Below are 26,420 nucleotides of genomic sequence, written 5' to 3'. Positions count from 1 at the left end.
CATCAGGTCAGCAGCCCCGTCCGGATCGGCTCGGCGCCGTGCGCCGCGTGCGGGTGTACGTGGTCGTGGCCGGGCAGCGCGTGCTGGCCGACGGCGCGCGGGGGCGGCCCGTCGTGCACGACGCAGCCGTCCCGGAGCACCACGGCCCGGTCGATCAGCGGCTCCAGGGGCCCGAGTTCGTGCAGCACGAGCAGGACCGTGGTGCCGCTCGCGACCTGAGTGCGCAGCGCCTCGGCGAGGACCTCCTGGTTGGCCAGGTCGACCCCGGCCATCGGCTCGTCCATGATCAGCAGCTCGGGTTCGGAGGCCAGGCCACGGGCGATCAGGACCCGCTGCTGCTGGCCGCCGGAGAGCGCGCTCACCGAGTCCTTGATCCGGTCGCCCATGCCGACCAGGTCGAGGGCGGCGCGGACGGCGGCACGGTCGCCCTTGCCGGGCAGGCCCAGCTTCGTACGGGCGAGACGGCCGGAGGAGACGACCTCGCGGACGGTGGCGGGCACCCCGGAGGCGGCGGTGGTGCGCTGCGGTACGTAACCGATACGGGCCCAGTCCTTGAAGCGCCGCAGCGGGGTGCCGAACAGCTCGAGGGTGCCGTCGTCGAGCGGGACCTGGCCGACCACGGCGCGTACGGCGGTGGACTTGCCGGAGCCGTTGGCGCCGAGCAGCGCGACGACCTCGCCGCGGTGGACGGTGAGGTCGACGCCGCGCAGGACGGGGCGCGCGCCGAGGGTGGCCCGGCCCGCCGTGAGGGATATGACGGGGTCGGCCCCGGTTCCGCTGCCGGACTTCATGCGTCGCGCCTCCGTTGCTGCATTGCTGCATTGCTGCATTGCTGCGGTGCTGTCGGTCCCGGCCCTCACTTGGCGCCGAGCGCCTTTTCGAGGGCCGTCAGGTTGGCCTTCATGACCGCGAAGTAGTCGTCGCCCTTGGACTTGTCGGTGATGCCCTCGAGCGGGTCGAGGACGTCGGTCTTCAGGCCGGTGTCCGTGGCGAGGGCCTTGGCGGTCTCGTCGCTGGTGAGGGTCTCGAAGAACACCGTGGAGACGTTGTCCGTCTTGGCGATCTTCTGCAGCTCCTTCATGCGGGCCGGGCTGGGCTCGCTGTGCGGGTCGAGGCCCGCGATGCCCTCCTGCTCCAGGCCGTAGCGCTCGGCGAGGTAGCCGAAGGCGGCGTGCGTGGTGATGAAGGTCTTGGTCCTGGTGTTCTTCAGACCGTCCGCGAACTCCTTGTCGAGGTCGCCGAGCTTGCCGACGAGCTCCTCGGTGTTCTTCTTGTAGTCCGCGGCGTGGTCCGGGTCGGCCTTCTCGAAGGCCTTGCCGACGCCCTTGGCGACCTCGGCGTACTTCACCGGGTCGAGCCAGACGTGCGGGTCGCCGGCGGACGCGCCCTCTTCGGCGTGCTCGTCGCCGTGCGCCTCTTCGCCCTCGTGGCCGTGCTCGTCGCCGTGGGCTTCCTCGCCCTCGTGGCCGCCCTCTTCGGCGTGCTCGCCGCCGTGGTCGTGGCCGTCGGTGCCGTGGTTCTCCAGCTTGGTGAGGGATCCGGCGTCGATCTTGGTCTCCGTGTCGGCCTGCTCGACGGCCTTGTCCACGGCGGGCTGCACGGTCTTGAGGTAGAGCGCCACATCGGCCTCGCCGATCTCGGCGATCTGCTGCGGCTTGAGCTCCAGGTCGTGCGGCTCGATCCCGGGCTTGGTCAGGGTGTTGACGTTGACGTGCTTCCCGCCGATCTGCTCGGCGAGGAACTGCACCGGATAGAACGACGCCACCACGTCGAGCTTGCCGGACTCGTTCTTGCCCGCGGCGTCGGAGCTGCCACAGGCTGAGAGGGAGATGAGGCCGAGGGCAGTGGCTCCTGCGACGGCGGTGGTGGATATGAGGCGGCGTCGTACCTTTTTCATGACAGTCATTTTCATCAAAGATGGAAACGATTGTCAACAAAGCGTCGGAGCGGTGCTGAGCAGCGAACCGATTTGATCCAGGGGTGGGCAGCGCCGGTACCCTGAACCATTCGCCCACCCGGCTCCCGACCGCCGCCCCTCATCGAGGCGCTTCGCGCCGCAACAAGTTGTCCGTCCATTCGTCATGAAGAGAGCACAGTGGCCGCCGACAAGATCGACACCATCGTCAGCCTGAGCAAGCGCCGTGGCTTCGTTTTCCCCTGCAGTGAGATCTACGGCGGTCAGCGCGCCGCCTGGGACTACGGGCCGCTGGGCACCGAGCTCAAGGAGAACCTCAAGCGCCAGTGGTGGCGCCACATGGTCACCTCGCGTGAGGACGTCGTCGGTATCGACTCGTCGGTGATCCTGGCCAGCGAGGTCTGGCAGGCCTCCGGCCACGTCGCCACCTTCACGGACCCGCTCACCGAGTGCACCTCCTGTCACAAGCGCTTCCGCGCCGACCACCTGGAGGAGGCCTTCGAGGCCAAGCACGGCCGGCTGCCCGAGTCGCTCGCCGAGGTCAACTGCCCGCACTGCGGCACCAAGGGCCAGTTCACCGAGCCCAAGCAGTTCTCGGGTCTGCTCTCCACGCACCTCGGCCCGAGCATGGACTCCGCCTCGGTCGCCTACCTGCGCCCCGAGACCGCGCAGGGCATCTTCACCAACTTCGCCCAGGTCCAGCAGACCTCGCGCCGCAAGCCGCCGTTCGGCATCGCGCAGATGGGCAAGTCCTTCCGGAACGAGATCACTCCGGGCAACTTCATCTTCCGCACCCGCGAGTTCGAGCAGATGGAGATGGAGTTCTTCGTCAAGCCGGGCGAGGACGAGAAGTGGCACGAGTACTGGATGGAGCAGCGCTGGAACTGGTACACGGGCCTCGGTCTGCGCGAGGAGAACATGCGGTGGTACGACCACCCGAAGGAGAAGCTCTCCCACTACTCCAAGCGCACCGCTGACATCGAGTACCGCTTCCGCTTCGGCGGCTCCGAGTGGGGCGAGCTCGAGGGTGTGGCCAACCGCACGGACTTCGACCTGACGGCGCACTCCAAGGCCTCGGGCCAGGACCTCTCCTACTTCGACCAGGAGGCGGGCGAGCGCTGGACGCCGTACGTCATCGAGCCCGCGGCCGGTGTCGGCCGCGCGATGCTGGCCTTCATGCTCGACGCGTACATCGAGGACGAGGCGCCCAACGCCAAGGGCAAGATGGAGAAGCGCACCGTGCTCCGCCTCGACCCGCGGCTTTCGCCGGTCAAGGTCGCGGTGCTTCCGCTCTCCCGTAACCCCGACCTGTCCCCGAAGGCCAAGGGTCTCGCGTCGGCGCTGCGGCAGCACTGGAACATCGAGTTCGACGACGCGGGCGCGATCGGCCGCCGCTACCGTCGCCAGGACGAGATCGGTACGCCGTTCTGTGTCACGGTCGACTTCGACACCCTGGACGACAACGCGGTGACGGTGCGCGAGCGCGACACCATGAAGCAGGAGCGCGTCTCGCTCGACCAGATCGAGGGCTATCTCGCGCAGCGTCTGATCGGCTGCTGAGTCCCGTACGTCGCTGAAGGCCCCGGTTCCCCTTGGGGGAGCCGGGGCCTTCGTGCTGCCCGGGTCCGGCGGGTGTCCGGCGGGTTGAGGAGTGGCTGACAGATTACAGAATTTGAAATCTGTCAGCGCATGTGGCACCGTGAGGGCACACCGATCCGCACCGCACGCCCAAGGAGCGATCCATGCGCACCACCACCCTCGGCACCACCGGCCCGGCCGTCTCCGCCCTCGGTCTCGGCTGCATGGGCATGTCCGCGCTGTACGGCGAGGCCGACCGCGCCGAGTCCATCGCCACCATCCACGCCGCCCTCGACGCGGGCATCACGCTGCTCGACACCGGCGACTTCTACGGCATGGGCCACAACGAACTGCTCATCAACGAGGCGCTGCGCACCGCCACCGGCGCCGCCCGTGAACGGGCGCTCACCAGCGTCAAGTTCGGCGCCCTGCGCACCGTGGAGGGCGGCTTCACCGGGTACGACGGGCGGCCGAACGCCGTGAAGAACTTCGCCGCGTACTCGCTCCAGCGCCTGGGCACCGACCACATCGACATCTACCGGATCGCCCGGCTCGACCCGGACGTCCCGATCGAGGAGACCGTCGGCGCCATCGCGGAGCTCGTCGAGGCCGGTCACGTACGCCACATCGGCCTGTCCGAGGTCGGCGCCGAGACGCTGCGGCGGGCCGCCGCCGTCGCGCCGATCGCGGATCTCCAGATCGAGTACTCGCTGATCTCGCGCGGCATCGAGGACGAGATCCTGCCCGCCGCGGCCGGACTCGGCATCGGCGTCACCGCGTACGGGGTGCTCTCGCGCGGCCTGATCAGCGGCCACTTCACCCGGGACCGGCAGCTCGCGCCCGGCGACTTCCGCGGCATGAGCCCGCGCTTCCAGGGCGAGAACCTCCAGCGCAACCTGGATCTCGTGGACGCGCTGCGGAAGGTCGCGGAGCAGAAGGGCGCGAGCGTGGCGCAGACCGCGATCGCCTGGGTGCTCGCACAGCAGGAGCGGAGCGGCACGGCCATCGTTCCGCTGATCGGCGCGCGCCGCCGCGACCGGCTCGCCGAGGCACTCGGCGCCGCCGACCTCACGCTCGACCCGGCCGACCTCGACGCCATCGAGCAGGCCGTGCCCGCGGGCGCGGCGGCCGGGGAGCGCTACCCCGCGGCGCAGATGGCGCACCTGGACAGCGAGCGCTGAGCAGGGGCGATCGAGCAGCGGCGATTCGGGATTGAGCAGGGGCGATACGGAAGGACGATGCGGAGGGCGCCCCCAGGGTGCCCTCCGCATTCCCGGTACCGTTTCCGGCGTGACAAGGACCGAACCGGCGAGCACCGGACCCCTGACCGCGGAACGCATCCTCGAGGCCACCGAGGGCGTGCTGCGGCGGCACGGTGCGGCCAAGGCGACGGTGGTCGACGTGGCCCGCGCGCTCGGCGTCAGCCACGCCAGCGTCTACCGCCACTTCCGTACCAAGGCCGCGCTGCGCGAGGCGGTCACCAAGCGGTGGCTCGACCGTACGACGGCGACCCTGGCGGCGGTGGCGGGCGGCCCCGGGGGTCCCGGGAGCGCCGAGCGGAAGCTGCGCGACTGGCTGACGGCGCTGTTCGCCGCCAAGCGGCACAAGGCGGGGGACGACCCGCAGCTCTTCGCCACGTACGAGGTACTGCTCGACGAGAGCAGCACGGTGGTCGAGGAGCACATCGGCGACCTGGTCGCCCAGCTGACCGGGATCATCGAAGAGGGCGTACGCGCGGGCGAGTTCACGCCCCTCGGCGCGGAAGGCGATGCCGAGGGTGCGGCCCGGGCGGTCTTCGACGCGACGTCCCGCTTCCACGACCCGGCCTACGCGCCCCAGTGGTCGGCCCCCGGCATCGAGGACGAGTTCACCGCGGTCGTGGACCTGATCCTGCGCGGACTGCGCACGCGCTAACGGGGTTACGAGTCGGGGGACATGCTCGGATCCACCGTCGCCTGATGAGCCTCTGCCAGATGTTCCTCCGCCTTCAGCCACGGCAGGAACTGGGCGCTGCGGCGCCAGTCGCAGGTCTCGCAGACGAGGGCGCGCTGTACCCCCGACTTGCGCACATGGACCGTGTGTTCGCGGCCGTGCTGGTCCCAGCGGCTCACCTTGCTCGTGGTCATGGACGGCATCCGTGCCTCCCGGTGCTGCCGGCGCTGCTGCGTCGTGCGCCGACCAGTGTGCAGCAAGACCAATATCAACAGGGCGATCGCGTCGGACGGTTGGGCGACCGCGCCCCCTGTGATCGCGTACGTCCGAAAACTCGGGTGCGTCCCGGCCTGCCCTTCGATAGCGTCCCCGTATGTTCTTTCATCTGCCGCTTTACGAGTGAGAGTGCGGCGAGGCTTCAGGCCCGCCCCCTCATGACGTACGCCAATCAATTTCTTTCACCGCGATGGGAGAACCCGTGGCCAAGAGCCGCAATAACCTCCTCGGCGTGGGCGGACAGCGCACGAAGATGTCCCGCGACTACGCGCAGGGCGCCGCCGCCGACCGTGCCAACGACCGCAAGGCGGCCGAGGACAAGAAGCAGGAACTGCTCCGCAAGATGCGCGAGCGGGCCCAGGGCAAGGAGACCTCCGAGGCCGGTACCGACACCGACACCGGTACGGACACCGAGGCCGGTACGGGCGCCGCCACCGACGACGAGCAGCGGTCCAAGTAACCGACGAGCACGATCACGCAAGCGGGGCCCGGGGCAGCACACCCCGGGCCCCGTCGCGTTCCCCGGCCTCAGCCCACCTTCCGCGGCAACCGCACACTCAGCAGCACCGTCAGCGCGACCAGCCCCAGTTGCACAAGCAGCGTGACCACCAGCGCGTCCCGCATGCCCGCCCCCGGCACCAGGGACAGGAACAGCGAGCCCAGCGTCGCGACGCCGAGCGCGAGCGCCGACTGCTGCGTCGTGATCATGACCCCGCTGCCCACGCCCGCCCGCTCCGCCGGTACGTCGGAGAGCACGATCCGGAAGAGCACCGGCAGTTGCAGCGCCTGGCCGAGCCCGGCCACCGCGAACCCGGGGGCGAGTTCGAGCACCCCGAGCCCCGACCAGTCCCGCCACACCGCCACCGCGACCAGGGCCAGGCCCACACCCTGGATCAGGCCGCCCGCGGTGACGATCCGGCTGCCGTACCGCCGGGTGAGGCGCGGCCCGGCGAGCGAGCCGAAGAAGAAGACGACCGCCATCGGCACCAGGGCGAGGCCCGCCTCGACCGGGCCCTTGCGCAGCCCCTGTTGCAACGCCACCGCGATCACGAACATGAAGCCGCCGAAGCCGATCGAGAACGGCAGGATCAGCGCGAGCCCCCGGCGCAGCGTGGCCAGGCGCAGCAGACTCGGCGGCACGAGCGGGAGCCGTCCGGACCGGTCCGCGTGCCGCTCGACCAGGCAGAACGCGAGCGCCGCGAGCGGGAAGGCGGCGAGTGACAGCCAGGTCCACAGCGGCCAACCCGCGGCCCGGCCCTCGGTCAGCGGCGCGAGCAGCGTGACCAGGGTGAGGGCCAGGAGCAGCGTGCCCGGTACGTCGACGGGCGCGGGCCGGTCGCTGCGGGTCTCCGGCACGGAGCGGGCCGCGAGGATCAGACCGAGCACCGCCACCGGCACGTTCACCAGGAAGATCGCGCGCCAGCCGGTGCCCCACACGTCGGCGGCCACGAGTACGCCGCCGAGGATCTGCCCGGCCACCATGGAGAGCCCGGCCGTGGCGCCGTACAGGCCCATCGCCCGGGCCCGGCGCGGGCCCCGCGTCGCGGCCTGGATGGTGGCGAGCACCTGCGGCAGCATCAGCGCGGCCGCGGCGCCCTGCGCCACCCGGGCCCCGACGAGCGTCCAGGCGTCCGGCGCGAGGCCGCAGGCGAGCGAGGTCAGGCCGAACGCCGCCATCCCGGCGAGGAAGAGCCGACGCCGCCCGGCCAGATCGCCGAGCCGCCCGCCGAGCACGAGCAGCACGGCGTACGTGACGCCGTAGCCCGCGACGACCAGTTCGAGCATCGCGGGGCCCGCGGCCAGATCGTGGTCGATGGTGGGCAGGGCGACATTGACAATGAAGAAGTCGATCAGCGGCAGGGCGGCGCCGAGCAGCACGGTGAAGAGCCCGAGCGGCCCGAGGGTGGGGGTGCGCTCCTGCTCGTGGTGGACGACCCGTACCGCTGATTCGGTACGGGGGGACGGTTCGGTAAGGGGTTGGGTCCGTAGGGTCGATTCGCTCACGCCAGCAACGATCACCCGCCGCTCAGCCTGGTACCAGAGTGTCTTTATCCTGGTACTGGCACTACCCGGTAACGGCCTGGAACCCGCCGCGGCCGTTCGGCACCCTGGGGGCATGAGCACGTTGAGGACCGAGCCGACGGCGGAACCGGACGTGCGCAGGAGCGAGCTCGCGAGCTTTCTGCGCAGTCGCCGCGAGCGGATCACCCCGGAGCAGGCGGGCCTGCCCCGCGGCCGCCGCCGTCGCACCCCGGGACTGCGCCGCGAGGAGGTCGCCCAGCTCTCCGCGGTGGGCGTGACCTGGTACACGTGGCTGGAGCAGGCCCGCGACATCCATGTCTCCGCGCAGGTGCTCGACGCGCTCGCGCGGGCGCTGCTGCTCGACCCGAACGAGCGCGCCCACCTGTTCAACCTGGCGGGCACCGCCGACCCGTCGCCGGGTGCCACCTGCACCTCGATCACCCCGGCGCTGCGGGAGATGCTCCGCCAGCTGGAGCCGTCACCGGCCTGCATCCAGAACAGCCGGTACGACATCCTGGCGTACAACCGCACGTACGGCAGGCTCTTCTGCGACCTGGAGGAAGTGCCGCCGGAGGACCGCAACTGCATGGTCCTGTCGTTCACGAACGAGCAGTGGCGGTCCTCGATCGTGAAGCTGGACGAGACGCACCGTCTGATGGCCGCCAAGTTCCGCGTCGCCATGGCGGGGCATCTGACCGAGGGCCCCTGGAAGGCGCTGCTCCACCGGCTACAGACGACGTCCCAGGAGTTCTGCGGCCTGGGACCGGCACGAGGTGGTCGGCGCCCGCAGCAAGACCAAGGAGTTCCGCAACGCCGAGGTGGGCCTGGTCCGCCTGTTCCACACCGACCTGTGGCTCGGCCCGCAGCAGGGGCCGCGGATGGTGACGTACACCCCGGCGGACGACGAGTCGCGGCAGCGGATCGAGAAGCTCTACGACTTGGCGTGCGCCGCTTCCTCGGTGGCCGTACGACCCTGACCGCCGAGGCGCCGCGCCGCGCGGACGGCCGTACGCCTGGCCCAACTCCCGCTCGTCACGGCCCCGATGAGCAGGACGCAGAGCCCGCACCCCACGATGATCCAGTACGCGGGCGTGGCCGCCGCCGCGAACCGGCCCGGGTCGGTCGTGTGCCCGCCGTCCCCCACACCCGCCGCGAGCACCGCGCCGATCACCGCGACGCCGAGCGTGCCGCCGATCTGCCGACTCGTGGAGGCCACCGCCGCCGCCACCCCGGCCTGGGCGCGGGGCATCCCGGCCACGGCGGTGTCGGTGATCGGGGCGTTCACGAAGCCGAAGCCGAGGCCGAAGAGGACATAGCCGAGCACCAGCGTCCCGTTCGCGGTCTCCGCATCGAAGGCCGCGAACAGCACCCCGCTCGCGGTCATCCCGCACCCGGCGACGAGCAGCGGCACCCGCGGTCCCCGGCCGCCCACGAGCCGCCCCGACAGCGGCGCGCAGACGAACGTCATCGCGGCCATCGGCAGCATCCACACCCCGGCGTGCAGCGCGTCGAGCCCGCGTACGTCCTGGAGATACAGCGTGGACAGGAACAGGAATCCGCTCAGCGACGCGAAGGCGCACACCGCGATCACGGTCGCGCCGCTGAACGGAGCGCTCCGGAAGAACCGCGGATCGATCAGCGGCTCGGCCCGCCGCGGCTCGTGCCACAGCAGCCCGAGCAGCGCGACCACGGCCACCGCGACACAACCGAGGATCCCGGGCGAGGTCCATCCCGCGGCGGGCGCCTCGATGATCGCGTACGTCACCGAGGCGAGCAGCGCCATCACGAGCACCTGCCCGAGCGGGTCCGGGCGGCGCGGGTGCGGGGCGCGGGACTCGGGGACGTACCGCAGGGTCAGGACGAGCGCGAGCAGCCCCACCGGCAGGTTGACCCAGAAGATCGAGCGCCAGCCGACCGTGTCGACGAGCACCCCGCCGACCAGCGGCCCGGCCGCCATCGAGAGGCCCACGACGCCGCCCCAGACGCCGATGGCGCGGGCGCGCTCGCGCGGCTCCGTAAAGGTGTTGGTGATGATCGACATCGCGACCGGGTTGAGCATCGAGCCGCCCACGGCCTGAAGCGCCCGGAAGACGACGAGCGATTCCAGGTTGGGCGCGAGGGAGCAGAGCAGCGAGCCGAGCGAGAAGAGCACGAGCCCGGCCGCGAAGACCTTGCGGCGCCCTATCCGGTCGCCGGTCGAGCCCGCGAGGATCAGGAGCGAGGCGAGGACCAGCGTGTACGCGTCGATGGTCCACTGCATCCCCGCCACATCGGCGTCGAGGTCCCTGCGCATGACCGGCAGCGCGACGTTGAGGACGGTGGTGTCGAGGCTGACGATCAGCAGGCTCATGCAGCAGATGGCCAGAACGAGCAGCCGTCGGCGGCCGCTCTGCGTACGTGGCGTACCCAGCTCGGACATGCGCAAAATAGTACGCCTAACTAACTACCGAGAGAACGTCACGTCGGAGGCGACAGTGGGAAGCGACAGCGGAGACCGGACCCTCGGCCGGGTACGGGACAATGGCGCCATGACCACGCTCGCCCCCGCCTCTCCCGGAGTCCTTGCCGGTCCGCAGCTCGCCATCGGTCCGCACACGGTGCAGCCGCCGGTGGTGCTCGCCCCCATGGCCGGTATCACGAACGCGCCGTTCCGCACCCTTTGCCGCGAATTCTCCGGCGGCAAGGGCTTGTTCGTGAGCGAGATGATCACGACGCGGGCGCTGGTCGAGCGCAACGAGAAGACCATGCAGCTGATCCACTTCGACGCGACGGAGAACCCGCGCTCGATCCAGCTGTACGGCGTCGACCCGGTCACCGTCGGCAAGGCCGTCCGCATGATCGCGGAGGAGGACCTGGCCGACCACATCGACCTGAACTTCGGCTGTCCGGTACCGAAGGTGACCCGCAAGGGCGGCGGCTCCGCGCTCCCGTACAAGCGGCCGCTGCTCCGCGCGATCCTGCGCGAGGCGGTGAGCGGGGCCGGGGACCTGCCGGTCACGATGAAGATGCGCAAGGGCATCGACGACGACCACCTGACGTATCTGGACGCGGGCCGGATCGCCGTCGAGGAGGGCGTCACCGCCATCGCCCTGCACGGCCGCACCACCGCACAGCACTACGGCGGCACGGCCGACTGGGACGCCATCGCCCGGCTCAGGGAACACGTCCCCGAGATCCCGGTGCTCGGCAACGGCGACATCTGGTCCGCCGAGGACGCCCTGCGGATGGTGCGCGAGACGGGCTGCGACGGAGTCGTGGTCGGGCGCGGCTGCCTCGGTCGGCCGTGGCTGTTCGCGGACCTGGTGGCCGCCTTCGAGGGGCGGCCGGACCGGGCCCAGCCCACGCTCCGCGTCGTCGCGGACGCGATGGTCCGGCACGCGACGCTGCTCGGCGAGTGGTACGAAGAAGGAGGGGCGGCCCGGAGGGCCACCGTTGAGGGCGGTGGTGGGAGACGGGAGGGCGAGGCGCGCGGCGTCATCGACTTCCGTAAGCACGTGGCCTGGTATCTGAAGGGCTTCGCGGTCGGCTCGCAGATGCGCAAGAGCCTCGCGATCACCTCGTCCCTGGCCGAATTGCGCGCCGGGCTCGACGAGCTCGACCTCGACCAGGAGTGGCCGGACGGCGCGGACGGGCCACGCGGCCGCACCTCCGGCAACAACCGCGTGGTCCTGCCGGACGGCTGGCTCCGCGACCCGTACGACTGCGCGGGCGTGGGCGAGGACGCGGAGCTCGACACCTCCGGGGGCTGATCCGACCAGCCTGGATGCCAGGTAAAGGGCATCCCAAGCACCGTCCGGATCGTGGAACCGACCTCCGCGGAGCGGCGTGATTCTCGCCACCCCTGATCGGGGTGCCGCTCAGATGAGCGGATCTTGGGTGGCTGCATCTTTCCAACGCTGGCACTGGGTGCCATTGGTTTTGCTTTTATTTCTTGAACGCAAATGGGCTAAGTCCACGCTCGAATGAGCGCCAAACCCGGGTCTACGGGCGTAGTGCTCTTCGCGCCCTGAACGTTCACCGGTTGGTCACGCCGTGCGTCCATCACTTTTGATCTGCTGGCGGACGGGTGGTTACGGCCGTGCGACCACTGAGTGGACGTACCCAGACGCCTTCGATCTGGGTATGTTCCTCGCCGTCAGGGCAGCCGCACCGAGGAGTCAGGCCCGTGTCGGATCACGTAGACCGCCAGAAGTTCGTTTACGACTTCACCGAGGGCAACAGGGACCTCAAGGACCTGCTCGGGGGCAAGGGAGCAAATCTCGCCGAGATGACCAACCTCGGTCTCCCGGTGCCACCCGGCTTCACGATCACCACCGAGGCCTGCAAGGAGTACCTGGCCAACGGCGAGGAGCCGGCCGCCCTGCGGGACGAGGTCGGTGCGCACCTCGACGCCCTCGAGCAGAAGATGGGCAAAAAGCTCGGCCAGGGCGACGACCCGCTGCTCGTGTCCGTGCGCTCGGGCGCCAAGTTCTCCATGCCCGGCATGATGGACACCGTCCTCAACATCGGGCTCTCCGACAAGTCCGTGCAGGGCCTGGCCAAGCAGGCCGGCGACGAGCGCTTCGCGTGGGACTCGTACCGCCGCCTGATCCAGATGTTCGGCAAGACGGTCCTCGGCGTCGACGGCGACCTCTTCGAGGACGCGCTGGAGCGGGCCAAGGCGGCCAAGAAGGTCACGGTCGACACCGACCTGGACGCCGCCGAGCTGAAGAAGCTCGTCACCAAGTTCAAGAAGATCGTCAAGACCGAGGCCGGGCGGGACTTCCCGCAGGACCCGCGCGAGCAGATGGACCTCGCCATCCACGCGGTCTTCGACTCGTGGAACGGCGACCGCGCCAAGCTCTACCGGCGCCAGGAGCGCATCCCGCACGACCTGGGCACGGCCGTCAACATCTGCTCCATGGTCTTCGGCAACCTCGGCCCGGACTCCGGCACCGGCGTCGCCTTCACCCGCGACCCCGCCTCCGGCCACCAGGGCGTGTACGGCGACTACCTCCAGAACGCGCAGGGCGAGGACGTCGTCGCCGGTATCCGGAACACCGTGCCGCTCGCGGAGCTCGAGACGATCGACAAGAAGTCGTACGACCAGCTCATGCAGATCATGGAGACCCTGGAGACGCACTACAAGGATCTCTGCGACATCGAGTTCACCATCGAGCGCGGCCAGCTGTGGATGCTCCAGACCCGGGTCGGCAAGCGCACCGCCGCGGCCGCCTTCCGGATCGCCACACAACTCGTCGACCAGGGCCTGATCGACGAGGCCGAGGCGCTGCAGCGGGTCAACGGCGCGCAGCTCGCGCAGCTGATGTTCCCGCGCTTCGACGAGTCCGTGACCGAGAAGGACGTCGAGAAGATCGCCCGCGGTATTGCCGCCTCTCCGGGTGCCGCCGTCGGCAAGGCGGTCTTCGACTCGTACACCGCCATCAAGTGGTCGCGGTCCGGCGAGAAGGTCATCCTGATCCGCCGCGAGACCAACCCCGATGACCTGGACGGCATGATCGCGGCCGAGGGCATTCTGACCTCGCGCGGCGGCAAGACCTCGCACGCCGCCGTGGTCGCGCGCGGCATGGGCAAGACCTGTGTCTGCGGTGCCGAGGAGCTCGAGGTCGACACCAAGCGGCGGCGGATGACCGCGCCCGGCGGTGTCGTGGTCGAGGAGGGCGATGTCGTCTCCATCGACGGGTCCAGCGGCAAGGTGTACGTCGGTGAGGTGCCGGTCGTGCCGTCGCCGGTCGTCGAGCACTTCGAGGGCCGGATGCACGCCGGGGCCGACGAGGCCGACGAGCTGGTCTCCGCCGTGCACCGGATCATGTCGTACGCGGACCGGGTCCGCCGCCTGCGCGTGCGCGCCAACGCCGACAACGCCGAGGACGCGCTGCGCGCCCGCCGGTTCGGGGCGCAGGGCATCGGCCTGTGCCGCACCGAGCACATGTTCCTCGGTGAGCGGCGCGAGATGGTCGAGAAGCTGATCCTCGCGGACACCGAGGGCGAGCGTGAGGAGGCCCTCAAGGAGCTCCTGCCGCTCCAGAAGGCCGACTTCGTCGAGCTCTTCAAGGCGATGGACGGGCTGCCCGTGACGGTCCGCCTGCTCGACCCGCCGCTGCACGAGTTCCTGCCGGACATCACCGAGCTGTCGGTGCGCGTCGCGCTCGCGGAGTCCCGCAAGGACGCCAACGAGAACGACCTGCGCCTGCTCCAGGCCGTGCACCGGCTGCACGAGCAGAACCCGATGCTGGGTCTGCGCGGCGTCCGCCTCGGCCTCGTCATCCCGGGCCTGTTCACCATGCAGGTACGGGCCATCGCGGAGGCCGCGGCCGAGCGCAAGAACGCCAAGGGCGACCCGCGCGCCGAGATCATGATTCCGCTCGTCGGTACGGTGCAGGAGCTCGAGCTGGTCCGCGACGAGGCCGAGCAGGTCATCGCCGAGGTGCAGCAGCAGACCGGTGTCGAGCTGAAGCTGGCGCTCGGCACCATGATCGAGCTGCCCCGGGCCGCGCTGACCGCCGGTCAGATCGCGGAGGCCGCCGAGTTCTTCTCCTTCGGCACGAACGACCTCACGCAGACCGTGTGGGGCTTCTCCCGGGACGACGTGGAGGCGAGCTTCTTCACCGCGTACCTGGAGAAGGGCATCTTCGGGGTGTCGCCGTTCGAGACCATCGACAAGGACGGCGTCGGCAAGCTCGTACGGGATGCCGTGAAGGCCGGTCGCGAGACGCGCCCCGACCTGAAGCTCGGCATCTGCGGTGAGCACGGCGGTGACCCGGAGTCGGTGCACTTCTTCCACGAGGTGGGCCTCGACTACGTCTCCTGCTCGCCGTTCCGGATCCCGGTGGCGCGGCTCGAGGCGGGCCGGGCGGCGGCGGAGTCGAAGGGCAGCGACAGCCGATAGCCGATGCCATGAGGGCCTGCGGGCCCGCCTGAACCCCGGGACCGGTGTCGTGTCACCCGACCCTCACCGATCCGGCACTCGTCCCGGTTCAGAAGGGGGCGCCCTTTGTGCGGGGGCGCCCCCTTCGGTGTGCCCCGGCGCAGTTCAGGCCCGGAACGGCGGGTCAGAGGCCGATCAGCCGGACCTTGCTGCCACACAGTCGGGTCATGTCATCGACGTCCGAGGTGAGGATGGCGACCGGGCCCGGCTGACGTAGCGCCGCTTCCGCGACGGTGGCGTCGATCGCGTGCTTGTGGCCGTGCAGCCCGGCCGCCTTGAGCAGCTGTGCCGCGCCCTTGGCCGCCGCCTCCGTGACCGGCTCCACCTTGACCCGGGAGAGCGCCCAGCTGAGCCGGGGCAGGTTCACCCGGGCGTGACCCACCTCCACGATCGTGTTGGCGCTGACGACAAGATCCGAGCCCATCCCGTGGAACACCTGGAGCATCGCCATGACCTTCCGGTCCTGGGCAACCCAGGCCGACAGTCCCTCACTGTCCAGGACAAGGGTCTCGACGTGCCCGCTCACGCGGCGCTCGCGCCGTCCGTGGCCTGTGTCGTACCGAAGATCCGCGCTCGTGCCTGCGCCAGTTCTTCGTCACTGAAGGCTCCGTGCTCGTCCGTGTAGTCGCGCAGGTCGGCGCCGAGCAGCTGGTGCCGGATCTGGCGGGCTACCGCATCGGCCACGTAGCCGGAGACGTTGTCCGTGAGTTTCTTCAGCTCCGCCACCTGCTCGGTGGGGAGCGTCACCGTGATGCGCGTGGTGTCAGCCATGACCTAAGCATACTGCGGTATGCGTGTCGCGTGCCCCCCGGTCCGAGGGGTGAGGCAGAGCAGGGCCAGGGCCACCAGGAGGGCCACGCGCAGGGCGCGTCCACTCGTACGAAAGCATCCGCAGCATCCGCAGCATCCGTCCGCATCGCCGCTCACGCCTCCTTGCGGCCGAGGCCGAACCAGCGGGCCTGCCCGATGCGCGAGCGCGAGCGAGAGCGCGAACGTCGCGGGCACGATGAACAGCGAGAACACCAGGAACGTCACCAGGCTGTCGGTGAACGCGCCGTCCCGCAGCATCTCCGCGTAGTTGCCGAGCCCCACGTAGCGGGACGTAGGTGAACAGGTCGAGGCCGAGCGCGAAGGGGCCGACGAACAGCCAGAACCAGCGGGGTGGGTCGGTGGCGTAGCGCACCGCGTCCGCCGCCGCGCCCTCCTTCAGCTTGCCCGCCCGCTTCGCGAGCGAGAGCCGGGCCGGGATGTGGAAACCGTAGGAGAGTGCGAAGTCCTCCTGGTACGCGGTCTGTTCGACCCATAACCACTTCACATACGCCTTGGCCGCGTCTTTGTCCCGGGCCCGCGCGCTGACCGCCGCGCCGTACGCCCCCACCAGGGTGCCTACGCCTCCAGGAGGGCCTTGAGGACGGTCAGGCGGTCGCGCCAGAACTCCTTGTACGCGGCCACCGCGTCCGCGTCCTCCAGCTTGTGGTGGCCCAAGCCGATCACGGTCTTCTCCGGGCCCTTCGCCGTCAGGTCCACCGAGATCCGGCCACCGCCCCCGGCCGCGTCCTCGAAGTCCGCCGTGACCGAGGTGCCGGGGCGGTGGGTGCGTACGGTCAGCTCGGCGTCGGGCAGCCAGCGGCGGCGGACCGCCTCGTCGGTGAAGGCCTCGGTGACCGCCTCGGGCGAGGCGCTGACCGTTTTGCTCGCGCTCGCGTCCCAGGTGCCGGAGCTGGACTGGCCGACCTCGCGCAGGCCGCGCTCCTGCTCGTAGCCGACGGTGATCGACTGGGCGTGCCAGCCGTTGACGCCGTGATCCTCGCGCAGATGGCGGGCGATCTCCGTGTGGCCCTTCCCGGCCGCGCCCCACTTGTCGAGCACCGCGAACCAGCCCACCCAGTCCTTGCCGGTGGCCTCCGTCAGGGCGGCGGCCGAGACCTTCTCGGTGATCTTCTTGCCTGTACTCCCTGTGCTCCCTGCGCTCATACGGGTGACGCTACTCCGGGTCGCGGCCGGGTGCGCGGGGACTTCGCCCCTTTCGGTGGCCCTCTGGTGGCCTTCCGGCGGCCGTCCTCGGGTCTCCCCGCGGCCTCAGCGGTCGAAGGCGTACGTCACGCCCGTCAGCTGTTCGCTCGCCGCCCAGAGGCGTTCGCCCGCCACGTCGTTCAGGGTCCACTTGGCCCGCCAGGACGGGGCCGGGGCGCCGCGCCAGCCCTGGACCCTCGGGCCCGTGAAGGAGTCGGGGCGCACCCCGGCCGCCGTGGCCGCGTACAGCGTGGGCAGGGCGCCGGACTCGGCGGGCTGGGCGACGATCCGGTTGAAGAGATCGACGAGCCGCTCGGCGGCCTTGCGGCCCTCCAGCTTCACCCCCGCCGTCTGCAGGTTGGTGGCCGCGTAGCCCGGGTGGGCGGCCGCCGCGACGACGCTCGCGCCCGCGGCGTCGAGGCGGCGCGCCAGCTCGTGCACGAAGAGCAGATTCGCCGTCTTGGAACGGCCGTACGCGATCCAACGGCGGTACTTGCGCTCGCTGTTGAGGTCGCCGATGTCGATGTTCGCGAGCGCGTGCAGCCCGCTGGAGACGGAGACCACCCGGGCGCGCGGCGAGGCGAGCAGCTTCGGGAGCAGCAGCCCGGTGAGCGCGAAGTGCCCGAGGTGGTTGACCCCGAACTGGGTCTCGAAGCCGTCCGCCGTGCGGGCATACGGCAGCGCCATCACGCCCGCGTTGTTGATCAGGAGGTCCAGGGCTTGCGCCTCGTACGCCGCCGCGAAGGCCCGTACGGACTTCAGGTCGCCCAGGTCGAGCGGGGCGAACTCGACGTCGGCGCCCGGGACTTCGGCGGCGATCCGGGACTCGGCGGCCCGGCCGCGCTCCTCGCTGCGGCAGGCGAGCACCACCCGGGCGCCGCGGCGGGCCAGTTCGCGGGCGGTCACGTACCCGATGCCGCTGTTGGCTCCGGTCACCACCGCGGTGCGGCCGTGCTGGTCGGGGATGGCGCTCGCGTTCCAGCCCGTCATGGCGGGTCCCTCCGGACGGCTTGGCGGTTACTGCAGCGTCACCTCACCGTACGTCCGGAGGGCTGGTCAACCCTCGGGGCATCCCGTCAGGCGGAGGCTCCGCCGTCCACCACGAGGTCGGTGCCGACCACGGAGGCGGCGTCGTCCGAGGCGAGGTAGAGCACGGCGGCGGCGACCTCCTCGGTGGTGGAGACCCGGCCGACCGGCACCGCGGAGCGCATCCGCTCCGTGCGCTCGGCCTCGGTCTCGCCGGGGAGCATGGACATGCTGGTGGCGGAGGCGCCGGGGCTCACGGTGTTGATGCGCACGCCGTCGCCGATGTGGTCGAGGGCGGCGCCGCGGCTCAGGGCGGAGACGGCGGCCTTGCTCGCGGCGTACGCGGCCTTGCCCGGGACGCGCAGGTGGGCGCCGAGCACGGAGGAGACGTTGACGATGGCGCCGCCGCCGGCCTGTGCGCGCATCTGGGCGACCTCGGCCTTCAGGGAGAGGAAGACGCCGGTGACGTTGATGTCGAGCTGGGTGTGCCAGTCCGCCTCGGGCAGCTCCGCGAGCGGTCCCCCGGCGCGGAAGACGCCCGCGTTGTTGACCGCGACGTCCAGCGAGCCGAAGCGGTCGACCGCCGCGCGGACCAGGGCCTCGGTGTCCTCGGACCGGGTGACGTCGGCGGGCACGGCCAGGGCGGTGCCGCCCTGCTCCTCGATCAGCTCGACCGTCTCCTTGAGGGGGGCCTCGGTGCGCCCGGCCACCACGACGCCCGCGCCTTCCGCGGCGAGGGCGAGGGCGATGGCGCGGCCGATGCCGGTGCCGCCGCCGGTGACGAGGGCGGTGCGTCCGGTGAAGCGCTGGGGCATGAGGGGGCTCCTTAACCTTTTTCTTGACCGTTCATTCCAATATTGAGGCAGCAAAAAGCGCCGCCGGTGGCAGAGTTCTCCGGAAAGGTCCGCGGGTGGGCGGAACGGCTCAGTCGAGCAGCCGGAGCGCCTGCTCGCCCGCGTCCCGCACGCGCGCCGGGTCGCCCGACACCTTGCCGACGACCCGCATGCCCTGCAGCAGGACGAGCAGCATCCGGGCGAGCGCCAGCGGATCGCGGCCCTCGGCCAGTTCGCCCTCCGCCTGCGCCCGGACGAGCGCGGAGTGCATGGCCGTCTCCAGGTGCTCCCAGCTGAGCTCGACCCGGCGGGCCGAGTCCGTGTCGTGCGCGGCCACTTCGGCCGCGCAGTTGGTGATCAGGCAGCCTTTGGTGCGTACCGCGTCGTCGGTGGCCTCGGATGCGTAGCGCCGGATCATGGCCCGCAGGGCCGGCAGTACGGGTCCCGCCTGGGAGAGCTCCCGCACCGTCGCCGGGCTCCGTGTCTGCGCGTACCGCTCAAGGGCCTTCAGGTACAGCTCGTGCTTGTTCCCGAAGGTCGCGTAGAGGCTCGCGCGCCCGATGCCGAGGTGCTCGACGAGGTCCGCCATCGAGGTCGCCTCGTAGCCGCGCTGCCAGAACAGCTCGAGGGCTGACTGCAGCGCGGCGTCCGGGTCGAATTCCTTGGTCCTGGCCACGCGAAGAACGTAGCCCTATCTGGAACGTTCAGTCAAGATTTTCTAGGGGTGATACGCGCACCTCGTACGCCGTGACCGACTCGGTCTCGTCGTCCAGGCACCGGCCGGTCGCCAGCTCGAAGCGCTGCTTCAGCAGGGGCGAGGCCACAAATGCGGCGCCCTCGGGCGTGGAGCCGATGAGCCCCCGGGAGAGGACCGCCGCCCCCGTGAATGGGTCACGGTTGTCGATCGCGTAAGCGCGGCCCGCCCGGTCCCGGAAGAGCGCGACCTGGCGGCCGTCCGGCAGCAGGGCGGCCATGCCCCGGCCGGGGGTGAGGCGGTCGAGCGGGCAGATGGTGAACCAGTCGCCGTCGACGCTGAGTTGGAGTACATCAGTACCAGTGAGCGTTGCCGTGGTCATCAGACAGAGGTTCCTTCCAGCGGGCGGCTGCCGATCGACAGGAGCGGCAGGTCCGGCTTGATCTGGTCGCGCTCGGGGACGAACTTCACGGTCGGGTCGGGCACGTCGGGCGCGTTCACGAAGGACACGAAGCGGGCCAGGCGCTCCGGGTCGTCGAGGGTCTCGGCCCACTCGTCGCGGTAGTGGGCGACGTGCGCGGCCATCAGGGCCTCAAGGCCGGCGCAGATGCCGAGCGAGTCGTGCACCACCACGTCCCGTACGTGCTCCAGACCGCCCTCGATCCGCTCCAGCCAGGACGCGGTGCGCTCCAGGCGGTCGGCGGTACGGATGTAGAACATCAGGAAGCGGTCGATCAGGCGGATCAGCTCGGCGTCCGAGAGGTCCTGGGCGAGCAGGTCGGCGTGGCGCGGCGTCGCGCCGCCGTTGCCGCCGACGTACAGGTTCCAGCCGTTCGCCGTGGCGATCACGCCGAAGTCCTTGGACTGCGCCTCGGCGCACTCGCGCTGGCAGCCGGAGACCGCCGACTTCAGCTTGTGCGGCGCCCTGAGGCCCCGGTACCGCAGCTCCAGGTCGATCGCCATCCGCACCGAGTCCTGTACGCCGTAGCGGCACCAGGTCTGGCCCACGCAGGACTTCACGGTGCGCAGGGCCTTGCCGTACGCGTGCCCGGACTCGAAGCCCGCGTCCACCAGCTTCGCCCAGATCTGCGGCAGTTGGTCGACCCGGGCGCCGAACATATCGATCCGCTGACCGCCCGTGATCTTCGTGTAGAGCCCGAAGTCGCGGGCCACCTCACCGATCACGATCAGCTTCTCCGGGGTGATCTCACCGCCGGGGATCCGCGGCACGATCGAGTACGAGCCGTTCTTCTGGAGGTTCGCCAGGAAGTGGTCGTTGGTGTCCTGCAGCGCCGACTGCTCGCCGTCCAGGACATAGCCGTCCGCGCCCAGGGTCGGCGCGAGCGAGGCGATGATCGAGGCGACCGCGGGCTTGCAGATCTCACAGCCGTCGCTGCCGCGCGTCGCCTCGCGGCCGTAGGTGTCGAGCAGTTCGCGGTACGTCGTGATGCGCAGCGCGAGCACGATCTCGTACAGCTCCTGCCGGGTCTGTCCGAAGCAGCCGCACAGGCCCTTGTCGACCTCGACGCCGCTCGCCTCCAGCTCGGCGGTGACCAGCTGCCCGAGGACCTTTACGCAACTGCCGCAGCCGGTACCGGCCTTGGTGCACTTCTTCACCTCGGGCACGGTCGTGCAGGAGTGCTCGGTGACGGCGCCCCGGATGGTGCCCTTGGTGACGTTGTGGCAGGAGCAGATGACCGCCTCGTCGGGCAGCGAGGCCGGGCCGAGCTGCGCCGGGCCGCCCGCGCCCGCCGGAAGCACCAGCTGCTCCGGGGAGACGGGCGGCACGGTGCCGGTGAGCGGCCGCAGTGTGCCGTACGCCTCCGCGTCGCCGACCAGGATGCCGCCGAGCAGCTTCCCGTCCGCGCCGACGACCAGCTTCTTGTACGTGCCGGAGCGCGAGTCGGCGTACACGACGTCGAGGCAGCCCTCGGCGGTGCCGTGCGCGTCACCGAAGGACGCCACGTCCACGCCGAGCAGCTTCAGCTTGGTCGACATGTCGGCGCCGGTGAACGACAGGGCGGGGTTCGCGGACGGGCCCGACGCGATCGCGGCGGCCGCCGTCTCCGCCATCTCGTAGCCGGGCGCCACCAGGCCGTACACCCGGCCGTCGACGGCCTGCGCGCACTCGCCGATCGCGAACACCGCCGGGTCCTCGGTGCGGCAGTGCTCGTCGACCGTGATGCCGCCGCGCTGCCCGACGGGCAGCCCGCACTCCCGGGCCAGCTGGTCGCGGGGGCGTACGCCCGCGCTGAACACGACCATGTCGGTGGCGAGTTCGGAGCCGTCGGACAGCGTCATCGCGGTGACCCGGCCGTCGTCGCCCGCGGCGATCCGCTCGGTGCCGGTGCCGGTGTGCACCGTGAGGCCCATGTCGGTGATGGTGCGGTGCAGTGCGGCACCGCCGCCCTCGTCGACCTGTACGGGCATCAGGCGGGGCGCGAACTCCACGATGTGCGTGCTCAGTCCGAGGCCCTTGAGCGCGCCCGCCGCCTCCAGGCCGAGCAGCCCGCCGCCCACCACGGCGCCGGTGGTGGCGTTCTTGGCGTACTCCTCGATCGCGAGCAGGTCCTCGATGGTGCGGTAGACGAAGCAGCCCTCGGCGTCCTTGCCCGGCACCGGCGGCACGAACGGGTAGGAGCCGGTGGCCAGGACGAGGACGTCGTAGTCGACGGTCAGGCCGGACCGGGCGGTCACCTTGCGCGCCTCGCGGTCCACGGTCTCGGCCGGGTCGCCGAGGCGCAGCTCGATCCCGTGCTTCTCGATGAACGCCAGGTCCGTCATCGACAGGTCCTCGGGCGTCCGGCCCGAGAAGTACGAGGTGAGCTGGACGCGGTCGTACGCCGGACGCGGCTCCTCGCACAGTACGACCACGCGGTGCGTGGCGGTCAGGCCGCGCTCGGCGAGCGCTTCGAGGAAACGCTGGCCGACCATGCCGTGGCCGACGAGGACGATGGTGGGCGAGCCGGGTGCGGCGTTCGCGGGGCGGGGGTCGGTCGCCACAAGTGCGGTCGTGGACATCAGGAGCCTCCGTCGTGGGTGAGCAGGTGGAGCAGCGGGGCGCTCGGGCCCGCAGGCAGTGGTTCGTCGGCCTGCCAGGCCCGGGCGAGCGCTCCGACGGCGGAGAGCTCGCCGAGCAGGACGCCGCCGACCAGACGGTCGTCGCGTACGACGACTTGGCGGTACGTCCCGCGCGTGGCGTCGGCGAGACGGACCACGTCATCGCCGGGGAGCGGCTCGGCCTCGCCGAAGGTGGCGAGGTCGAGCGGCCCGGTGCCGTTCAGGGTGAGGCGGGTCAGAGAGCGGGTACCGGTGTATCCCGGGGCGTCCGGGCCGGTCAGGAGCGCGGCCAGGGCGTCGGCCTGCTCCAGGGCGGGGGTCGCGAGCCCGTACACCTGGCCCGCGTGCTCGGCGCAGTCGCCGATGGCCCGGATGTGCGGGTCGCTGGTGCGCAGCTCGTCGTCGACGACGATGCCGCGCCGCACGTCGAGTCCCGCGTCCCGGGCGAGCCCGGTGCGCGGCCGCACCCCGCAGGCGAGCACCACCAGATCGGCGCCGAGCGAGTAGCCGTCGGCCAGCTCGACCCGGCTGACCCGGTCGACGCGGTCGTTATCGGAGCGCACGGCTCGGACCCGGCACTCGGTGTGCACTTCCACGCCGAGTCCGGTGAGATGCTCCCGCACCAACGCGCTCGCTCGGTCGTCCAGTTGGCGCTCCATGAGGCGCTCGCCCTGCTGGGCGAGGACCACCTGGGCGCCGCGCTGGGCGAGGGCACGGGCCGCCGAGACGCCGAGCAGCCCGCCGCCGATCACGACGGCCCGGCTGCCCTCGCGCACCTCGCGCGAGAGGGCCAGACAGTCGTCCATCGTGCGGAACGCGTGCACGCCCTCGGGCAGCCCGTGGAACAGTCCGCGCAGCGGCGGAAGCACGGGGTTCGAGCCGGACGCCAGGACGAGCGTGTCGTACGGGACGGCGCCGCCGTCGTCACAGTGCACGACCCTGGCCTCGCGGTCGATCCGGCTGACCCGGGCGCGGATCCGGCGGACCGGTCCGTCCGGGGCGGCGGCCGGGTCGGGGAGCGCGATGACGTCGGGGCCGTAACGCCCGGAGAGCACCTCGGCGAGCAGCACGCGGTTGTACGGGGCGTGCTCCTCCTCGCCGAGGAGCGTGACGCGGGGGCGGTCGCCGCCGTTCGACCCGGCCGCCGCGAGCTGCTGCGCGAGCCGGGTGCCGGCGGTGCCCGCTCCGATCACCACGATCTGTGAACCCATGCTCCGCAGCGTGCGGTGCCGGTGTTACCCGGTGGCATCACCACTGTTTCCCGCACGGAACGCTGCGCTCAGCGGGGGCGGGGGTCGGGTGTGAGGGGAGTACGGACGTGCTTGTGGCGGCCCGCTTGCTTAATCGGTCTTGAGGGGTTCCTCAAGGGGACCTTAAGGATCTCGCGTACGCCGCTGACCAGGTATTTTCCGGGCTGCTCAGCCTCTATGTTCTCGGGCGTGACAACCGAAGCCGCCGACTCCGAACTCACTGCCTACCCTGCGCTCTCCGCGTATCTGGAGCAGCGGTGCACCGCAGGTCGACCGGATGCGCACCCGGCACCGGGGGCTGTGCCCACCCTTCCCCAAGCTCTCAACTTCGTTCGAGCAGGGGAGACCCCACTCGCCCTGCGGAACGACTGCCCACAGCGGTCAGTCCAGCCGATCCGCATCGACCCCCGGGCCCTCCGCGCCGCGCTGGCGGCGGGCGGCGCTGCCGTCACCGGGCTCTGGGCGGTGCAGGCCCGGTACTCCGCGCGGCTCGACGCCGTCTTCGCCACCGGCGCGCACCTCACCGGGCTGCTCGCCGGATACGGCGTCCTCGTGATGCTCTTCCTCATGGCCCGCGTCCCCGCCGTCGAGCATGGCGTCGGCGCCGACCGGCTCGCGCGGCGGCACGCGCTCGGCGGCCGCTGGGTGCTCTCCCTCTGCGTCGCGCACGCCGTACTCGCCCTGTGCGGATACGCCGTCCACACCGGCCGCGACCTGCTGACCTCCGCCGTCGACCTGCTCGGCTATCCGGGCCTGGCCGCCGCCGCGCTCGGCACCGCCCTGCTCGCCGCCGTCGGCATCAGCTCCGCGCGCGCCGTACGCCGCCGGATCCCGCACGAGACCTGGCGCGCCGTCCACCTGCTCAGCTACCTCGGCACCGGCCTCGCCTTCGCGCACCAGCTCGCCGGGCCGGACATCGCGGGCAGCGTGCTCGCCGTATGGGTGTGGGCGCTGCTGCACGCCACCGTCGCCGTACTGCTCGTCTGGTACCGGCTCGTGGTTCCCGTACGGCAGGCGCTCCGGCACAGCCTGCGCGTCCTCGACGTCCGCGCGGAGGGCCCGGGCGTCGTCTCCGTCGTGATGCAGGGCATCGGGCTCGACGCACTGCGCGCACAGCCCGGGCAGTTCTTCCGCTGGCGGTTCCTCCAGCCCGGGCTCTGGCACACGGCGCTGCCGTTCTCGCTCTCCGCGCCGGTACGCGACGACACCCTGCGCATCACCGTCAAGGTGCGCGGCAACCACACCCGCCGCATCCGCCGCCTCAGGCCCGGCACCCGGGTCCTCGCCACCGGACCGTTCGGCGCCCTGACCGCGGACAAGCGGAGACAGCGCAAGGTGCTGCTGCTCGCCGGTGGCGTCGGCATCACCCCGATGCGGGCGCTCTTCGAGACGCTGCCCGGCGACCCCGGCGATCTCACCCTGCTCTACCGGGCAAGCAGCGCCGAACAGGTCGTGCTCCGCGCCGAGTTGGAGACCATCGCCGCGTCCCGCGGGGCGGGCCTGCACTTCCTGCTCGGTCCCTCCGCCGCCGCCTTCGACCCCCTGGCCCCGCAGGCGCTCCGCAACCTCGTCCCCGACCTGCCCGAGCACGACGTCTACCTGTGCGGCCCGCCCGGCATGGCGGCCGCGGCGATCACGGCACTCGTACGGGCCGGGGTCCCCGAAGAAGGTATACACACCGAGAACTTCGCCTTCTGAGCCGACCGAGCCTTCTGAGCCGTCCCAGCCGCCCCAGCCGTCCGCCGACCGAGCCGACCCAGCCGTCCCAGCCGTCCGAGCCTTCTGAGGGGGCACCCCGTCATGGCCCGCCACCGCAAGCCCGTCCCCGCCCAGGGCCCCACGCTCCGGGCCCGCCGCCGACTCGCCGCGGGACTCGCCTCCGCCAGCGCGCTCGCCGCCACGCTGCTCGCGGTCACCGTGGACCCGGCGTCCCCGCCCGCCCCGGACCGGCTCCCGGCCACCAACCCCGAGCCCCGGGCGGCCCCTTGACCTCCGTACGGGCGTGACGCCGCACGCATGTGACGTTGCCCGAACTCGATGGACGGAGCACGCACCGTCTCCGTAGGGTCGCGATCATGCCCGACATAGCGCTGACCACGGTCGTTCTGCTCTGCCTCGTCGCGGCCGCGGCGGGCTGGATCGACGCCGTGGTGGGCGGCGGCGGACTGCTTCTGCTGCCCGCGCTGCTGCTCGGCCTGCCCTCCTCGACCCCGGCCGCGTACGCCCTCGGCACCAACAAGGCCGTGGCCATCGTCGGGACGACCGGCGCGGCCGTGACGTATGCCCGCAAGGCGCCCGTGGACGTACGGACGGCCGTGCGCATCGGGCTCGCGGCGCTCGCCGGGTCGACCGGCGGCGCGTTCTTCGCGGCCGGAATGAGCACCGAGGTGCTCAAGCCCGTGATCCTGGTGGTGCTGCTCGGTGTCGCGGCCTTCGTCATCCTCAAGCCGTCCTTCGGCACCCAGGAGCCCGCGTCCGGGCCGGTCTCGCGACGCCGCAAGCTCGCGGCGATCGGTCTCGCGGGCCTCGGCATCGGCTTCTACGACGGCCTGATCGGGCCCGGCACCGGCACCTTCCTGGTGCTCGCCCTGACCGCGGTGCTCCACCTCGACCTGGTGGCGGCCTCGGCCACCGCGAAGATCGTCAACGTCTGCACCAACGCGGGCGCCCTCGCGACCTTCGCCTGGCAGGGCACGGTCCTGTGGCAGCTGGCCGCCCTCATGGCGGTGTTCAACCTCGCGGGCGGCATGCTCGGCGCCCGCACCGCGCTCAGCCGGGGCAGCGGCTTCGTACGGGTGGTGCTCCTGACGGTGGTCTTCGCGCTCGTGGCCAACCTGGCGTACGAGCAGTGGGTCGCGTTCCAGGCTGCCTGAGGGGCGCTGGCCGCTGTGCC

General features: G+C 71.3%; 23 protein-coding genes and 3 pseudogenes. 10 read left to right on the top strand and 16 right to left on the bottom strand.

From position 1 onward, the window contains the following. Positions 1 to 2: 2 nt before the first annotated feature. Together ACWD10_RS15195 and ACWD10_RS15190 are read right to left on the bottom strand one after the other, a co-directional pair. Positions 3 to 791, bottom strand: coding sequence for a metal ABC transporter ATP-binding protein (locus ACWD10_RS15195; RefSeq protein WP_451090888.1), 789 nt, complete (start codon positions 789 to 791; stop codon positions 3 to 5). 65 nt (positions 792 to 856) lie between these two features. Then, on the bottom strand, positions 857 to 1,897 hold the full coding sequence (locus ACWD10_RS15190) for a metal ABC transporter substrate-binding protein (RefSeq protein WP_451090886.1): 1,041 nt from the start codon (positions 1,895 to 1,897) through the stop codon (positions 857 to 859). 198 nt (positions 1,898 to 2,095) lie between these two features. Between ACWD10_RS15190 and ACWD10_RS15185 the strand changes: the two genes are divergently transcribed. From ACWD10_RS15185 to ACWD10_RS15175, 3 genes are all read left to right on the top strand, one after another. After that, complete coding sequence (locus tag ACWD10_RS15185; protein ID WP_451090884.1) at positions 2,096 to 3,475, top strand: glycine--tRNA ligase; 1,380 nt, start codon at positions 2,096 to 2,098, stop codon at positions 3,473 to 3,475. Between the two features lie 182 nt (positions 3,476 to 3,657). Then, positions 3,658 to 4,674 carry an aldo/keto reductase gene (locus ACWD10_RS15180; RefSeq protein ID WP_451090882.1) on the top strand — a complete coding sequence of 339 codons (1,017 nt, stop codon included), beginning with the start codon at positions 3,658 to 3,660 and terminating at the stop codon, positions 4,672 to 4,674. Between the two features lie 109 nt (positions 4,675 to 4,783). Then, the gene (locus ACWD10_RS15175; protein WP_451090880.1) at positions 4,784 to 5,407 is read left to right on the top strand and encodes a TetR family transcriptional regulator; all 624 of its coding nucleotides are present in this window, start codon (positions 4,784 to 4,786) and stop codon (positions 5,405 to 5,407) included. A gap of 5 nt (positions 5,408 to 5,412) precedes the next feature. Here ACWD10_RS15175 and ACWD10_RS15170 read toward each other — a convergent pair whose 3' ends face one another. After that, a complete protein-coding gene (locus tag ACWD10_RS15170) occupies positions 5,413 to 5,628 on the bottom strand; it encodes a hypothetical protein (protein ID WP_451090878.1) in 216 nt (71 codons plus the stop codon). A 275-nt stretch (positions 5,629 to 5,903) separates the two neighbouring features. Between ACWD10_RS15170 and ACWD10_RS15165 the strand changes: the two genes are divergently transcribed. After that, the gene (locus tag ACWD10_RS15165; RefSeq protein ID WP_451091080.1) at positions 5,904 to 6,161 is read left to right on the top strand and encodes a DUF6243 family protein; all 258 of its coding nucleotides are present in this window, start codon (positions 5,904 to 5,906) and stop codon (positions 6,159 to 6,161) included. Positions 6,162 to 6,229: 68 nt separating this feature from the next. Here the strand turns inward: ACWD10_RS15165 and ACWD10_RS15160 are convergent, their stop codons facing one another. Continuing rightward, a complete protein-coding gene (locus ACWD10_RS15160) occupies positions 6,230 to 7,579 on the bottom strand; it encodes an MFS transporter (RefSeq protein WP_451090876.1) in 1,350 nt (449 codons plus the stop codon). On the opposite strand from ACWD10_RS15160, the pseudogene ACWD10_RS15155 reads away from it, so the two are divergent. Then, positions 7,515 to 8,700: pseudogene (locus tag ACWD10_RS15155) on the top strand (MmyB family transcriptional regulator). The gene ACWD10_RS15160 and the pseudogene ACWD10_RS15155 sit on opposite strands and share 65 nt — an antisense overlap. Here ACWD10_RS15155 and ACWD10_RS15150 read toward each other — a convergent pair. Further along, on the bottom strand, positions 8,655 to 10,142 hold the full coding sequence (locus ACWD10_RS15150) for an MFS transporter (RefSeq protein ID WP_451090874.1): 1,488 nt from the start codon (positions 10,140 to 10,142) through the stop codon (positions 8,655 to 8,657). The pseudogene ACWD10_RS15155 and the gene ACWD10_RS15150 sit on opposite strands and share 46 nt — an antisense overlap. 109 nt (positions 10,143 to 10,251) lie before the next feature. Between ACWD10_RS15150 and dusB the strand changes: the two genes are divergently transcribed. Together dusB and ppdK are read left to right on the top strand one after the other, a co-directional pair. Further along, positions 10,252 to 11,472, top strand: a complete 1,221-nt coding sequence (dusB, locus tag ACWD10_RS15145; protein ID WP_451090872.1) for a tRNA dihydrouridine synthase DusB — start codon at positions 10,252 to 10,254, stop codon at positions 11,470 to 11,472. Positions 11,473 to 11,888: 416 nt separating this feature from the next. Beyond that, positions 11,889 to 14,612, top strand: a complete 2,724-nt coding sequence (gene ppdK / locus ACWD10_RS15140) for a pyruvate, phosphate dikinase (RefSeq protein ID WP_451090870.1) — start codon at positions 11,889 to 11,891, stop codon at positions 14,610 to 14,612. Positions 14,613 to 14,775: 163 nt separating this feature from the next. On the opposite strand, the gene ACWD10_RS15135 is transcribed toward ppdK, so the two are convergent. From ACWD10_RS15135 to ACWD10_RS15085, 11 genes and pseudogenes are all read right to left on the bottom strand, one after another. Continuing rightward, positions 14,776 to 15,177 (bottom strand): DNA-binding protein, encoded by a 402-nt coding sequence (locus ACWD10_RS15135; RefSeq protein WP_451090868.1) that lies wholly within the window; start codon positions 15,175 to 15,177, stop codon positions 14,776 to 14,778. Continuing rightward, positions 15,174 to 15,422, bottom strand: coding sequence for a hypothetical protein (locus tag ACWD10_RS15130; protein ID WP_451090866.1), 249 nt, complete (start codon positions 15,420 to 15,422; stop codon positions 15,174 to 15,176). Before ACWD10_RS15130 ends, ACWD10_RS15135 begins: the two co-directional genes overlap by 4 nt. A 198-nt stretch (positions 15,423 to 15,620) precedes the next feature. Next, a pseudogene (locus tag ACWD10_RS15125) lies at positions 15,621 to 15,834 on the bottom strand (hypothetical protein); the annotation flags it as partial. After that, positions 15,817 to 16,089: pseudogene (locus ACWD10_RS15120) on the bottom strand (sugar ABC transporter substrate-binding protein); the annotation flags it as partial. The pseudogenes ACWD10_RS15125 and ACWD10_RS15120, both read right to left, overlap by 18 nt. Continuing rightward, complete coding sequence (locus tag ACWD10_RS15115) at positions 16,038 to 16,625, bottom strand: hypothetical protein (RefSeq protein ID WP_451090864.1); 588 nt, start codon at positions 16,623 to 16,625, stop codon at positions 16,038 to 16,040. The pseudogene ACWD10_RS15120 and the gene ACWD10_RS15115, both read right to left, overlap by 52 nt. A gap of 105 nt (positions 16,626 to 16,730) precedes the next feature. Then, positions 16,731 to 17,654, bottom strand: coding sequence for an oxidoreductase (locus ACWD10_RS15110; RefSeq protein WP_451090862.1), 924 nt, complete (start codon positions 17,652 to 17,654; stop codon positions 16,731 to 16,733). An 86-nt stretch (positions 17,655 to 17,740) separates the two neighbouring features. Then, positions 17,741 to 18,505, bottom strand: a complete 765-nt coding sequence (locus tag ACWD10_RS15105; protein WP_451090860.1) for an SDR family NAD(P)-dependent oxidoreductase — start codon at positions 18,503 to 18,505, stop codon at positions 17,741 to 17,743. 109 nt (positions 18,506 to 18,614) lie between these two features. Then, a complete protein-coding gene (locus ACWD10_RS15100; protein ID WP_451090858.1) occupies positions 18,615 to 19,199 on the bottom strand; it encodes a TetR/AcrR family transcriptional regulator in 585 nt (194 codons plus the stop codon). A gap of 28 nt (positions 19,200 to 19,227) precedes the next feature. Beyond that, positions 19,228 to 19,599, bottom strand: coding sequence for a nitrite reductase small subunit NirD (nirD, locus tag ACWD10_RS15095; protein WP_451090856.1), 372 nt, complete (start codon positions 19,597 to 19,599; stop codon positions 19,228 to 19,230). Then, the gene (gene nirB / locus ACWD10_RS15090; protein WP_451090854.1) at positions 19,599 to 22,238 is read right to left on the bottom strand and encodes a nitrite reductase large subunit NirB; all 2,640 of its coding nucleotides are present in this window, start codon (positions 22,236 to 22,238) and stop codon (positions 19,599 to 19,601) included. Before nirB ends, nirD begins: the two co-directional genes overlap by 1 nt. Then, on the bottom strand, positions 22,238 to 23,488 hold the full coding sequence (locus ACWD10_RS15085) for an NAD(P)/FAD-dependent oxidoreductase (protein ID WP_451090852.1): 1,251 nt from the start codon (positions 23,486 to 23,488) through the stop codon (positions 22,238 to 22,240). The genes nirB and ACWD10_RS15085 overlap by 1 nt, the downstream gene beginning before the upstream one ends. Positions 23,489 to 23,704: 216 nt before the next feature. On the opposite strand from ACWD10_RS15085, the gene ACWD10_RS15080 reads away from it, so the two are divergent. The 3 genes from ACWD10_RS15080 to ACWD10_RS15070 all read left to right on the top strand — a co-directional run bounded on the left by ACWD10_RS15080 (position 23,705) and on the right by ACWD10_RS15070 (position 26,400). Next, positions 23,705 to 25,225 carry a ferredoxin reductase family protein gene (locus tag ACWD10_RS15080; protein WP_451090850.1) on the top strand — a complete coding sequence of 507 codons (1,521 nt, stop codon included), beginning with the start codon at positions 23,705 to 23,707 and terminating at the stop codon, positions 25,223 to 25,225. A gap of 102 nt (positions 25,226 to 25,327) precedes the next feature. Beyond that, on the top strand, positions 25,328 to 25,516 hold the full coding sequence (locus ACWD10_RS15075) for a hypothetical protein (RefSeq protein WP_451090848.1): 189 nt from the start codon (positions 25,328 to 25,330) through the stop codon (positions 25,514 to 25,516). 86 nt (positions 25,517 to 25,602) lie between these two features. Further along, entirely contained in the window at positions 25,603 to 26,400 is a 798-nt protein-coding gene (locus ACWD10_RS15070) for a sulfite exporter TauE/SafE family protein (RefSeq protein WP_451090846.1), read from the top strand. Positions 26,401 to 26,420: the final 20 nt, after the last annotated feature.

It is taken from the genome of Streptomyces sp. NPDC002851 (genome assembly GCF_053591935.1).
The sequence above is the reverse complement of the archived record's forward strand: the minus strand, read 5'-3'. Positions and strand labels throughout refer to the sequence as shown.